This window comes from Bradyrhizobium sp. 45, from assembly GCF_023073155.1.
Taxonomy (GTDB): domain Bacteria; phylum Pseudomonadota; class Alphaproteobacteria; order Rhizobiales; family Xanthobacteraceae; genus Bradyrhizobium; species Bradyrhizobium canariense_D.
This window is the reverse complement of the sequence record NZ_JADPIX010000049.1, coordinates 374029-385797: the sequence shown is the minus strand read 5'-3', so window position 1 is coordinate 385797 and position 11769 is coordinate 374029. Positions and strand designations below refer to the sequence as shown.

The 11769-nt window shown below is 64.8% G+C and carries 11 protein-coding genes; 1 reads left to right on the top strand and 10 read right to left on the bottom strand.

Translation table 11 applies throughout. From position 1 onward, the window contains the following. Positions 1 to 76: 76 nt before the first annotated feature. From rpsO to rimP, 7 genes are all read right to left on the bottom strand, one after another. Positions 77 to 346: a 30S ribosomal protein S15 gene (gene rpsO, locus IVB42_RS08225; RefSeq protein ID WP_007598346.1), complete on the bottom strand. Its 270-nt coding sequence runs from the start codon at positions 344 to 346 to the stop codon at positions 77 to 79. Between the two features lie 2 nt (positions 347 to 348). Further along, positions 349 to 1467, bottom strand: a complete 1119-nt coding sequence (gene truB, locus IVB42_RS08220) for a tRNA pseudouridine(55) synthase TruB (RefSeq protein WP_018455796.1) — start codon at positions 1465 to 1467, stop codon at positions 349 to 351. Beyond that, entirely contained in the window at positions 1464 to 1895 is a 432-nt protein-coding gene (gene rbfA, locus IVB42_RS08215) for a 30S ribosome-binding factor RbfA (RefSeq protein ID WP_026233028.1), read from the bottom strand. The genes truB and rbfA overlap by 4 nt, the downstream gene beginning before the upstream one ends. Before the next feature lie 156 nt (positions 1896 to 2051). Beyond that, positions 2052 to 4754 carry a translation initiation factor IF-2 gene (gene infB / locus IVB42_RS08210; protein ID WP_018455798.1) on the bottom strand — a complete coding sequence of 901 codons (2703 nt, stop codon included), beginning with the start codon at positions 4752 to 4754 and terminating at the stop codon, positions 2052 to 2054. 70 nt (positions 4755 to 4824) lie between these two features. After that, the gene (locus IVB42_RS08205) at positions 4825 to 5508 is read right to left on the bottom strand and encodes an RNA-binding protein (RefSeq protein WP_018455799.1); all 684 of its coding nucleotides are present in this window, start codon (positions 5506 to 5508) and stop codon (positions 4825 to 4827) included. A 22-nt stretch (positions 5509 to 5530) separates the two neighbouring features. Continuing rightward, complete coding sequence (nusA, locus tag IVB42_RS08200; protein ID WP_007603900.1) at positions 5531 to 7141, bottom strand: transcription termination factor NusA; 1611 nt, start codon at positions 7139 to 7141, stop codon at positions 5531 to 5533. A gap of 2 nt (positions 7142 to 7143) precedes the next feature. After that, complete coding sequence (rimP, locus tag IVB42_RS08195) at positions 7144 to 7923, bottom strand: ribosome maturation factor RimP (protein WP_018455800.1); 780 nt, start codon at positions 7921 to 7923, stop codon at positions 7144 to 7146. A gap of 364 nt (positions 7924 to 8287) precedes the next feature. Here rimP and IVB42_RS08190 point away from each other — a divergent pair, with 364 nt between their 5' ends. Further along, complete coding sequence (locus tag IVB42_RS08190) at positions 8288 to 9370, top strand: DUF2336 domain-containing protein (RefSeq protein ID WP_018455801.1); 1083 nt, start codon at positions 8288 to 8290, stop codon at positions 9368 to 9370. Here IVB42_RS08190 and IVB42_RS08185 read toward each other — a convergent pair. From IVB42_RS08185 to IVB42_RS08175, 3 genes are all read right to left on the bottom strand, one after another. Next, positions 9367 to 10077: a tRNA (guanine(46)-N(7))-methyltransferase TrmB gene (locus IVB42_RS08185; protein ID WP_018455802.1), complete on the bottom strand. Its 711-nt coding sequence runs from the start codon at positions 10075 to 10077 to the stop codon at positions 9367 to 9369. The genes IVB42_RS08190 and IVB42_RS08185 overlap by 4 nt on opposite strands. Beyond that, on the bottom strand, positions 10074 to 11231 hold the full coding sequence (locus tag IVB42_RS08180) for a M20 family metallopeptidase (protein WP_026233029.1): 1158 nt from the start codon (positions 11229 to 11231) through the stop codon (positions 10074 to 10076). The genes IVB42_RS08185 and IVB42_RS08180 overlap by 4 nt, the downstream gene beginning before the upstream one ends. A gap of 85 nt (positions 11232 to 11316) precedes the next feature. Continuing rightward, positions 11317 to 11730, bottom strand: coding sequence for a helix-turn-helix transcriptional regulator (locus IVB42_RS08175; protein WP_007598327.1), 414 nt, complete (start codon positions 11728 to 11730; stop codon positions 11317 to 11319). Positions 11731 to 11769: the final 39 nt, after the last annotated feature.

Below are 11769 nucleotides of genomic sequence, written 5' to 3'. Positions count from 1 at the left end.
CGAAAAACCTTTAAACAAACGCTTTCGTTCGAAATCACGCGCGAAAACGCGCGCCGGTTGGCGCGCGCAAGAACTCTTAACGACGAATGTTGTGCTTCTCGAGCAGCGCCTTGTAGCGCGCCTCGTCCTTCTTCTTCACATAGTCGAGGAGCGAGCGGCGGGTCGAGACCAGCTTCAAGAGACCGCGACGCGAATGATTGTCCTTCACGTGGGTCTTGAAATGGTTGGTGAGGTTGGCGATGCGTTCCGACAGGATCGCGACCTGAACCTCTGGCGAGCCGGTATCGCCGGCCTTGTTGGCATTCGTCTTGATGACTTCCGCTTTGCGTTCTGCGGCAATCGACATCGTCAATTTCTCTCGTTGCGATCGGCGCTGGCAGTCAGGCCGGTCAGGTTGAACACACGCTTGGGGATGATTTCGCCATTGCCGACTTCGGCAAGCGCGAGAAGCCGGCCTGCCACCGTGACATAGACTGTGCCGCTACAAGTGGGCGCATCCCGTCCGCGCAACAAAACGGCCTGGCCCCGATGGAGCCTTGCCGCATCAGCCCGAGTGACGGCCAGTGCCGGGATGTCGTCCAGCGCGGTCTCAACGGGCATAAGCGCGTCGGCGAGGCTACCCTCGCCGGACGCGGCTCTATCGCACAAAGCCTCCAGCTGATCCAGCGGAATCATGTCGTTCTCGCCAAATGGGCCGACCAGGGTCCGCCGCAGTGCGCAGATATGGCCGTAAGTGCCGAGAATCCGGCCCATATCGCGGGCCAGCGCGCGGACATAGGTGCCCTTGCCGCACTCGGCCTCGAACACGGCCCGGTCGCTATCCGGTTGATCTACAAGGCTTAATCGGTGAATCTCGACCGGGCGCGAGGCCAGTTCCACGATCTCGCCGTCGCGGGCGAGGTCGTAGGCGCGCTCGCCCTGGACCTTGATCGCGGAATAGCGCGGCGGGATCTGCTGGATCACCCCGGTGAAACGGGGCAGCAGGGCCTCGATGGCCTCCCGAGTCGGGCGCTGGTCCGAGGTTGCGGTCGCCCGGCCCTCGATGTCGTCGGTGTCGCGCTCCTCGCCCCAGCACACCGTGAACCGGTAGCGCTTGCGGCCGTCCATGACGAAGGGGACGGTCTTGGTGGCCTCGCCGAGCGCGATCGGCAGGCCGCCGGAGGCCAGCGGATCTAGCGTGCCGGCATGGCCGGCGCGTTTGGCGTTGAACAGGCGCTTGAGCACGGCAACGGCCTGCGTCGAGGTCATGCCGATCGGCTTGTCGAGCACGACCCAGCCGTGGACGTCGCGACGGTCGCGGCGCGGCTGGTTGCCCTTCTGCTTGTTGGCGCGCGGATCGTTGTTGACGCGGCGCGGCTCTTGAGCGGGCTGAGAATTGCCGCTCATGTCCGCAAAATTATTCTTCTGCACGTCGAGCTGATCGGCCTCTTCGCCGCCGATCGTGCCGTGAGCCGGGTCCATCGTCATCGTTCTTCTTCCCGATCCGTATCCGGATCCTGTTCCAGGTCCTTCTGCACCGCGGGTGTTCGCAAAAGCTTCTCGATCCGTTCCGCTTCGTCGAATCGTTCGTCGACGCGGAAGCGAAGGTCAGGTGCAAATTTCAAGTTAACGCGCCGCGCGACCTCGCCGCGCAGGAATTTCTTGTTGCGCTCGAGCGCAGCGAGGACGATCTCGGTGTCGCGGCCACCGAGCGGCATCACGTAGACTGTTGCGAGCTTCAGGTCGGGCGACATCCGCACCTCCGGCACGGTGATGATGTGACCTTCGAGGTCAGCATCATGCACGCTGCCTTGCGCCAGAATCTCGGCTATCGCATGGCGAACCTGCTCGCCGACCCGCAACTGACGTTGCGAGCCGCCAGACGCGGAACTCTTTTTTTGATGATGGCGGGGCATGGTCTGAAAATCACCTCGTCATGCCCGCTTTTGGGACACGGGCATTGTCATTTGTCTTGCTGAAACGAAGAGGGGTGGATGGCCGGAAAAAATCCGGCCATCGTACTCCCGCAATTCAGTTCAAAAAAGATCCAGGCGCTTCGGTAAGATTTGGACTTACAGGGAGCGCTGGATCGTCTCCACGCGGTAACACTCGATGACGTCACCGGCGCGCATGTCGTGATAGTTCTCGAAGGCCATGCCGCATTCCTGACCGGACTGGACTTCCTTCACTTCGTCCTTGAAGCGCTTCAGCGTCGACAGCTTGCCTTCGTGCACGACGACGTTGTCGCGGATCAGGCGCACGTTGGCGCCGCGTTCCACGGTGCCGTCGGTGACGCGGCAGCCGGCGACCTTGCCGACCTTGGAGATGTTGAAGATCTCCAGGATCGCGGCATTGCCGAGCATGGTTTCCCGCAGGGTCGGCGCGAGCAGGCCGCTCATGGCCTTCTTCACGTCGTCCACGAGGTCGTAGATGATGTTGTAGTAGCGGATCTCGATGCCGTTGCGCTTGGCGGCCGCAGCGGCCTCCTTGTTCGCACGAACCGAGAAGCCGATGATCGCGGCGTTGAAGCCCTCCGCGAGCGTCACGTCCGATTCCGAGATGCCGCCGACACCCGCATGCAGGATGCGCGCGGCGACTTCGTCGGTGCCGAGCTTCTCCAGCGAGCCGAGGATCGCTTCCAGCGAGCCCTGCACGTCGGCCTTGATGATCAGCGGGAATTCCTTGCGGCCCGCCGTCTTCAACTGCGACATCATCTGCTCGAGCGAGCCGCGCATGCCGGAGATCGAGGCAGCCGCGTTCTCGCGCTTCTGGTGCGCGCGGTAGCTGGTGACCTGGCGGGCGCGGGCTTCGTTCTCGACCACGGCGAGACGATCGCCGGCTTCCGGCGGACCGTTGAAGCCGAGCACCTCGACCGGCACGGATGGACCTGCCTCCTGCACCGTCTCGCCCTGATCCGAGATCAGCGCGCGGACGCGGCCCATTTCGGCGCCGGCGACGATGATGTCACCGACACGGAGCGTGCCGCGCTGGACCAGAACGGTCGCGACCGGACCGCGGCCACGATCGAGCTTGGCTTCGATCACGGTGCCTTCGGCCGGACGATCCGAATTGGTCTTGAGGTCGAGGATGTCGGCCTGGAGCGCGATCATCTCGAGCAGCTTGTCGAGATTCGTCTTGTTCTTCGCCGACACTTCGACATCGACGACTTCGCCGCCGAAGGATTCGACCTGCACCTCGTGCTGGAGCAGCTCGGTGCGCACGCGCTCGGGCTTGGCGTCGGGCTTGTCGATCTTGTTGATGGCAACAATGATCGGCACCCGCGCCGCCTTGGCGTGGTTGATGGCTTCGATCGTCTGCGGCATCACGCCGTCGTCGGCCGCAACCACCAGCACGACGATGTCGGTCACCTTGGCGCCGCGCGCGCGCATCGCGGTGAACGCGGCGTGGCCGGGCGTGTCGATGAAGGTGATCTTCTTGCCGCTTTCGGGCGACAGCACCTGATAGGCGCCGATATGCTGGGTGATGCCGCCGGCTTCGCCGGAGACCACGTTGGCATGACGAAGCGCATCGAGCAGCGAGGTCTTGCCGTGGTCGACGTGACCCATCACCGTCACCACCGGCGAGCGCGGCTCGGTGTCGGTCGAATCGTCGATGGCGTCGAACAGGCCTTCTTCAACGTCGGACGCGGCAACGCGCTTGACGGTGTGACCAAGCTCCTCGGCGATCAGCTGCGCAGTGTCGGCATCGATCACGTCGGTGATCTTGTGGATCGCGCCCTGCTTCATCAGCATGCGGATGATTTCCACCGCGCGCTCCGACATGCGGTTGGCGAGCTCCTGGATGGTGATCGCTTCCGGAATGACCACCTCGCGGATGAGCTTTTCCTTCGGCTCGTTCGCGGCATGGCCCTTCAGGCGCTGGGTGCGGCGGCGGAACGAGGCGATCGAGCGCTCGCGGACGTCGTCGGCATTGAAGGCGGTGACGACCGTCAGGCGGCCGCGCTCCTTCTGCGGGCCGGGCTTGTGGGTGGGCTTGGGAGCGACCACAGGCCGCGCAGCGCCGCCGGGGCCGCGACGGATCTGGCGCGGACCGTCGTCCTCGTCCGGTCCGGCTGCGACGGCGGGGGCGCGGCCCACCGGGCCTCCCGGCCGCTGCGTGGTCGTTCCGGGTCGCGCGGTCGTTGTTCCCGGGCGTGCCGTGGTGGTTGTGCCGGGTCGCGCCATCGGCGCTCCGGGCCGCGCTGCAGGAGCGGCCGAGGTCCCCGTTGCAGGGCGCGCCACAGATTGCGGCTGCTCGCCTTCGCCAAAACGCTTCTTGGCCTCGGTTTCGGCCTTCCGCTTGGCTTCCTCCTCGTGACGGTGACGCTCCTCCTCGGCCTTGCGGCGGGCTTCGGCGGCCTCACGATCAGCACGCTCGGCGCTTTCGCGGACCGCGCGGCGCTGGGCCTCTTCCTCGGCATGGCGGCGCTCTTCGACTTCGCGCACCTTGGCATCGGCCAGCGCGCTGGCGCGGGCGGAACGTTCGTCCTCGGTCAGCGTGCGCAGCACCACGCCGGAGCCGGCGTTGCGCGGCGGCGCGGGGCGTGCCGGGGCAGGCTTGGGCGCGGCGGCCGGCGCGGGCTTCGCCACTTCGGCCACCTGCGGTTCAGGGCTGCCGTCGACACGGCGCTTGCCACGCTTCTCGACCACGACCTGCTTGCTACGGCCATGACTGAAGCTCTGGCGCACGGTGCCCGTTTCGACGCGCGGCTTGAGCGATAGCGTCTTGCTCGGAACGCTCAGCTTCTTGTCGCCAGGGGTCTTGGTATCAACCATTAAGCAGTCCTAATCCTGATCTTGTTGTCTTGTGCGTTGCCGCACCGTGCTATCGGGTGGTCGTTGTCTCTCAGAAATCCTGGCCGGGCTTTTCGGCAGTCCTGTCAGCGTCCGCCATCCGGTATCGGACCAGCATCTGGCTACGTGACAGGAATGACTTGCTCGCCGGGCCCGCGAGCAGGGCAGCATGTATCACATTTGACCGGGTAAGTGCCAAATCCAATTCTGTCGATTTTAGTGCAGTGACGACGGGAATCTCCGGCTTGGCGCCGCGATTTCCCTCATTTTGACGCGCCAGCATGTCCAATTTGCGGATTCCGTCCGCGGCCCCGTCGCTGGCATGGATCAGGACCTCGACCGTACCCTCCCGAAGCGCGCTTTCGACCTTGCCGAAACCGGCGACGATCTGGCGCGCCTTGGCCGCAATCCCAAGGGCTTCGACCACGCTCCGGACCAGGAGCGCCTCGAGGTCGGCGGGAAACGTCTGAGGGATGCGCAGCTCGCGCTTGAAGGCTTTCGTAAAATGGTGACGCCGAACGGCTTCCGCAACCACCTCGCGCGAGGCGGTGACCCACATGCCGCGTCCGGGCAGCTTGCGCTTGAGATCGGGAACTATGTGCCCTTGCGGCGAGACGACGAAGCGGATCAGCTCGTCGATCGGCCGGACCTCGCGGCTGACCGCACACATCCGCACGGTCGCGGACCTTTCGGTCCGCGGTCCATGGTCGAGTTCGGGGTCAGTATCGGCGAGCATCCGGGTGACATCCTCCTTCGCCCTAAGCCGGCTGATCTTCGGTCGCCTCGGCCTCTTCAGCAGGCTTGGCGAGATCGGCCTCGGTGATCCATCCGGCCTTGACGCGGGCCTGCATGATCATCGCTTCAGCATCGTCACGGGAGATCTCCAGGCCATCGAGCGCGCCCGGATATTTGGTCTGCTCGCCGCCTTCCTTGCGCTCGGTCCAGCCGACCAGATCGTCCGTGGCGCAACCGGCGAGGTCGTCGACCGTCTTGATGTCGTTCTCGCCGAACTTCACCAGCATCTTCGAGGTGACGCCGGGCACGTCCTTCACGGCGTCCTCGACGCCGAGTTCCTTGCGCCTGGCCTCGAGCTCGGCTTCCAGCTGTTCGAGATATTCCCGGGCGCGGTTCTGGAGTTCCTGCGCGGTCTCCTCGTCGAAACCTTCGATGCCGGCGAGTTCCTTGACGTCCACCATCGCGAGTTCCTCGACCGACGTGAAGCCTTCGGACGCCAGCAACTGGCCGACCACTTCGTCGACATTGAGCGATTCCATGAAGACGCGGGTGGAGTTCTCGAAGTCGGCCTGGCGGCGCTCCGATTCCTCCTGCTCGGTCAGGATGTCGATGTCCCAGCCGGTGAGCTGCGAGGCCAGACGCACATTCTGGCCGCGGCGGCCGATCGCCAGCGAGAGCTGGTTGTTGGTGTCGGGCACGACGACCTCGATGCGCTCGCGGTCTTCGTCGATGACGACCTTGGAGACTTCGGCCGGCGCCAGCGCGTTGACCACGAAGGTCGCGATGTCGGGCGACCAGGGGATGATGTCGATCTTCTCGCCCTGCAATTCGTTCACCACCGCCTGCACGCGCGAACCGCGCATACCGACGCAGGCGCCGACCGGATCGACCGAGGAATCACGAGAAATCACGCCGATTTTTGCGCGCGAGCCGGGATCGCGGGCGACCGCCTTGATCTCGACGATGCCGTCATAGATCTCGGGCACTTCCTGCGCGAACAGCTTTGCCATGAACTGCGGATGGGTGCGGGAGAGGAAGATCTGCGGCCCGCGGGTCTCGCGGCGGACATCGAAGATGTAGGCGCGGACGCGGTCGCCGTTGCGGAACACTTCGCGCGGCAGCATCTCGTCGCGGCGGATGATGGCCTCGCCGCGGCCGAGATCGACGATCACACTGCCATATTCGACGCGCTTGACGACGCCGTTGACGATGTCGCCGATGCGGTCCTTGAATTCCATATATTGCCGGTCGCGCTCGGCTTCGCGCACCTTTTGCACGATCACCTGCTTGGCGGATTGCGCGGCGATGCGGCCATATTCCAGCGGCGGCAGGGTGTCGGCGATGGTGTCGCCGACCTGGGCACCGGGATTGGCGCGCTGCGCATCCACCAGCGAAATCTGGTTGGAATGGTTTTCGACCGTCTCGACCACCAGCATGTGGCGCGACAGCCGCAGCTCGCCCTTCTTCGGGTCGATCTCGGCGTGAACGTCGGTCTCGCTGCCGTAGCGGGCCCGCGCCGCCTTGGCGATGGCATCCTCCATCGCCGCGATGACGATGCCGCGGTCGATCGATTTCTCGCGCGCAACGGCGTCGGCGATCTGAAGCAATTCAAGTCGATTGGCGCTGACTGCCATGGCTAGTCTCCTTCGTCAGGATCGATTTCGCCCCGTCGCGCGCGTTCGGCGGCCAGGCGATGTTTCTTGGTATTGGTCGGAGCCGGCTTCTTCGTCGCGGCCGGCGTCGGTTTCTTAGTCGGCTTGGTGTTCTTGGTCGTTTTTTCGCTGATGCTGGCGTGCGGCGCCGCCGGCGGCTCGAGGCCGAGATTGCGGCGCATTTCGCGGGCCTGGGCCTTGCCGCGGCGCATGGATTCCGCGATCAGCTCGTCCGTCAGCACCAGCCGTGCCTCGGCGATGTCTTCCATCGTCAGGAGAACGTCGGCAGCCTCGCCCGCCTTGATGTCGTCGCGATGCAGATGCACGCGGTCGCCTTCGACGGGGCCGATCGTGCCGCGGAACCGCTTCCGCCCCTCATGGGCGACAGCCATTTCGACCTTCACCAGATGGCCGGCATAACGCTCGAAATCGGAGCGGCGCACCAGCGGGCGGTCGATCCCCGGTGAGGAGATTTCCAGCCGATAGGCGCGATCGACGGGATCGGCGACGTCGAGCACGGGCGACAGTGCCCGCGAGATCGCCTCGCAATCCTCGATCTGCATCGAGCCGTCCGGCCGCTCTGCCATAACCTGCACGGTGCAGCCGGATTCCCCGGAAATGCGGATCCGCACCAGGCGGTAGCCCATGCCTTCGAGCACCGGCCCCGCGACCGCGGACACCCGCGCCGCGACGCCCGGCTCGACCACGAGCCTCGGCTCGGCCAGCAATTCGGCATCCGTGGAACCAGGGTTCGGTTCGGTCATGTCAGAGGTCAAGGCGCTCGGTATGGTTAAGGCTTGGTTAAGCTTTCAAGCCCGCTTCGGAACTCTCCCGACAGATCGGCGGGCCGCACATCTTCCACCAGGCCGCGTTCAGGTAATAAAAAAGAGCGGGTCCTTTCGGGCCCACTCTCACTACGCGGATCGTATGAGAAGATGAATTGCCGGTGATATAGCCCTTTCCGCCCTCTCGGACAAGGCCCATTGCACGGCGCGCGAGGCTTTTTGCGCCCGCTGTGCGGCCCGCTGGCGCAACGCTTCCTTCACCTCCAAGGCCTAGATTCCCTGATTGTGGGGCGGCTTGGACCAGGGCGTACCCGCGGCGTGCCCCCTACGAGTTTGCGTTTTCATGACCGTTGCCACGTCGCTCATTCCCGGACTGGACGATATCGTCAAACGCGGCGACCCGCGGCGTCGCGGCGAGATCGCGCATGCCATTTCCCAACTGTTCTTTCAGGACGCCGAGAACCTCCGTCCCGATGTCATCGATCTCTTCGACAATCTGCTGATCGATCTCGTCCCGCATGCCGAGCTCGCCTCGCGCGTCGATCTCGCCGAACGCTTCTCGCGCCTGAACAACGCGCCGCGGCGTCTCGTGAGCGAGCTCGCGCGCGAAAACGAAATCGCGGTGGCGGGCCCCGTGCTGCGCCATTCGCCCGTGCTCGACGACGCCGCTCTCGTCGAAATCGCGCGACTGAAGGGCCAGGGACATCTGCTGGCGATGAGCGAACGCCCCACGCTGTCGGCTGTCATCACCGACGTGCTGGTCGAGCGCGGCGATCGCGACGTGGTGCGCCGCGCCGCGGGCAATGCCGGCGCGGTGTTCTCGCTTGGCAGCTATTCGGAGCTGATCAAGCGTGCCGCGCAGGATGGCGTGCTGACGCTCAGGATCGGCCAGCGCAGCGATCTTTCGGGTGAGAACCTGAAACAGCTTCTCGACGGTACGCTCGACGTCATCCGCCGTCGCCTCTCGAGCGTGGTCAATCCCGTGCGCCAGGTCGAGATCACGCGCGCCATGGCGGCCATCGAGGAAGCCACGCTGCCGCCGGGCCCGCGTCGCGATTTCTCGGGAGCGCAACGTACGGTGCTGGCCTTGCATCGCGGGGGCCATCTTGGCGAGAGCGCGCTGTTTGGCTTCGCGAAGGCCTACAAATACGAGGAGGCGATCGCTTCGCTCTCGGCGATGTCCGGAGTCCGCCTCTCGGTCCTCGACCGCCTGATCACGGGCGACCGCTACGATCCAATCCTGGTTCTGGGGCGTGTGCTGAATGTCAGCTGGCCGACGGTGCGGGCGCTGATCCTGATGTGGCACGGCCCGAATCGCACGCCAGCCGATGCCGATCTTGAGCAGGCGCGCGCGAATTTCACGCGCTTGATGCCGACGACCGCCGAGCGCGTCGTGAATTTCTGGCGCAACCGGCAGACGATCTAGACCCGCCTGAACCGCAGATACGCCGCCTTGCGCCCCTCGCGCGTGGCCTTTCGGCCGTAGCGCGTCATCGTGTATCCGGCCCACGGCAGGCGAAAATCATCGGCGCGCTCCGCGAGCCAGACAAAGTCCTGCGAGCGCGACAGATGCGACAGCGTCCAGGCGCAGTAATCGTCGATGTCGCAGACGAAACGAAATTCGGCGCCGGCTTTCAGCACGCGCGCCATCGCGGCGATGGTCCGGTCCTGGACGAAGCGCCGCTTCCAGTGCCGCCGTTTCGGCCAGGGATCGGGATGGATCAGGTCAATCCGCGACAGCGAAGCTTCCGGCAGCCAGGCCAGGAGCTCGGCGGCATCGCCTGCGAACAGGCGGATGTTGCCGATCTCGGCGGCCTCGATCTGCGCGAGGATCTTCGCCATGCCGTTGACGTAAGGCTCGCAGCCAATGAAGCCGGTTGTGGCGAAGGTCTGCGCTTCCGCCGCAAGATGCTCGCCGCCGCCGAAGCCGATCTCGAGCCGCAAATCGTCGGCTGCGGGGGCGAAGATCTCGCGGGCATCCGCCGGTGCTGCGCGGTCGATGGCGAGCGCAAGACGCGGCAGCAGATGATCGATCAGCTCGGCCTGGTGCTGCCTGAGCTTGTGGCCCTTGCGGCGTCCGAAGAAGGCGCGCTCGCTGTCCTCGCGATCCGGATCTGATTTGCGCTCACTCATCGTAGCGTCTGGTAGAGGCGGTGGAGCAGCCGCGCGCGCGGTGCGAGCGACGAGACATAGAGCTGCTCATAATGGGTGTGCGCGCCCTTGCCGTCGACGCCGAGCCCGTCGAGCGTCGCGGTGTGGGCGGCGGTGAAATTGCCGTCCGAGCCGCCGCCGGTGTGAACGTCCACCAGATCGAAGCCGATCTCCGTGGCAACCGTCTTTGCATGTTCGTACAGCGAAGCGCCTGCATTGCTCTTCTCGTAAGGCGGACGATTGAGCCCGCCCGTGACCTTGACGGTGACGCCATCTGTCTTCGATGTCAAAGCGAGGATCTTGCCGACGAATTCATCCGCGTCCTTGAAGCTCGGCACGCGCAGATCGATTTCAGCATAGGCTTCTTCCGGCGTCACGTTGGGCCGCGTGCCGCCGCGCACCACGCCGACATTGACGGTGACGCCGCGCGCCAGATCGTTCATCGCCTCCAGCGCCAGGATGACGTTGGCAAGCTCGCGGATCGCGCTGCGGCCATCCTGGGGCCGCGTGCCGGCATGCGCGGGCACGCCCTTGATGAACACTTCGAATCGCCCGACGCCCTTGCGACCGGTGACGATCTTGCCGCCCTCGCGCGCCGGCTCCGTCACCAGCACGTACTTCGCCTTGCGCCCTTCGGTCTCGATGAGTGCGCGAGAGGTGGGGCTGCCGATCTCCTCGTCCGAAGTGAACAGATGGGTGATGCCGAGCGGCCGGCGATCGGCCGTGGCGCAAAGCGCGCGAAAGGCGTGGTGGGCGATGTAGGCGCCGCCCTTCATGTCGTAGATGCCGGGACCGAACGCGCTGTCGCCTTCGACCTTGAACGGCAGGCGCTCGATGAATCCCATGGGGTGAACGGTATCGAGGTGGCTCAGCACCAGGATGCCCGGCCGGTCCTGGCCCCAGGTCGAGCGCGCCACGAGATGATCGCCGCAACCATCGACACCGGCGATGCGCTCGAGCGTAACAGGGAGATCGCGGTATTGCTCCGCGACCATCGAGACGAGCTTGTTGACCTGTTCAGGCGTGTCCGTTGGCGTCTCGACCTCCACCCAGCGGCGGATGCCATCGAGAATAGTTTGAGAATCGAACCAATTGGAGCTGGCCATGGGCGCATCTGTGCCTTTGAATCGCATCATCAAGGAGGACGCGCATCAAAGCGCGGCCACAAATGACGACATAGGCCAGATTTGACGCAGTCTCAAATCGGATTGAGATGGCGCGTCAGCGCTTGTCGGGGCCTTCGCGGGCCGCAATCTGCTCGACGAGATCGACGATCGAGCGGCGCATCTTCGAATCGGTGATTCGGGTGAACGCCTTGGTCAAAGCGAGTCCTTCGGAAGTCGCGAGGAAATCCGAGACGTAAGACGGCGATGCGCCTTCTGCGAAGCCGTCCGGCCCCGCCACGCCGCTCGGACCGCCCTCGAACAGGAAGGACACCGGCACCTGGAGAATTTCGGCAATTTGCTGGATGCGGCTCGCGCCGACCCGGTTTGTGCCCTTCTCGTATTTCTGAACTTGTTGGAAAGTCAGGCCCAAAGCTTCACCGAGCTTTTCCTGGCTCATGCCCAACATGATGCGGCGCATCCGCACGCGACTGCCGACATATTTGTCAACAGGGTTGGGCGCTTTCGACATTTCCTCAGCCCTCCAAACATCACCTTCGGCGCAATCAGG

What these genes read in the sequence shown, in the direction of transcription:
- rpsO (WP_007598346.1), bottom strand. Translation starts at nt 346, where the DNA reads ATGTCGATTGCCGCAGAACGCAAAGCGGAAGTCATCAAGACGAATGCC.
- truB (WP_018455796.1), bottom strand. Translation starts at nt 1,467, where the DNA reads ATGACGATGGACCCGGCTCACGGCACGATCGGCGGCGAAGAGGCCGAT.
- rbfA (WP_026233028.1), bottom strand. Translation starts at nt 1,895, where the DNA reads ATGCCCCGCCATCATCAAAAAAAGAGTTCCGCGTCTGGCGGCTCGCAA.
- infB (WP_018455798.1), bottom strand. Translation starts at nt 4,754, where the DNA reads ATGGTTGATACCAAGACCCCTGGCGACAAGAAGCTGAGCGTTCCGAGC.
- IVB42_RS08205 (WP_018455799.1), bottom strand. Translation starts at nt 5,508, where the DNA reads ATGCTCGCCGATACTGACCCCGAACTCGACCATGGACCGCGGACCGAA.
- nusA (WP_007603900.1), bottom strand. Translation starts at nt 7,141, where the DNA reads ATGGCAGTCAGCGCCAATCGACTTGAATTGCTTCAGATCGCCGACGCC.
- rimP (WP_018455800.1), bottom strand. Translation starts at nt 7,923, where the DNA reads ATGACCGAACCGAACCCTGGTTCCACGGATGCCGAATTGCTGGCCGAG.
- IVB42_RS08190 (WP_018455801.1), top strand. Translation starts at nt 8,288, where the DNA reads ATGACCGTTGCCACGTCGCTCATTCCCGGACTGGACGATATCGTCAAA.
- IVB42_RS08185 (WP_018455802.1), bottom strand. Translation starts at nt 10,077, where the DNA reads ATGAGTGAGCGCAAATCAGATCCGGATCGCGAGGACAGCGAGCGCGCC.
- IVB42_RS08180 (WP_026233029.1), bottom strand. Translation starts at nt 11,231, where the DNA reads ATGATGCGATTCAAAGGCACAGATGCGCCCATGGCCAGCTCCAATTGG.
- IVB42_RS08175 (WP_007598327.1), bottom strand. Translation starts at nt 11,730, where the DNA reads ATGTCGAAAGCGCCCAACCCTGTTGACAAATATGTCGGCAGTCGCGTG.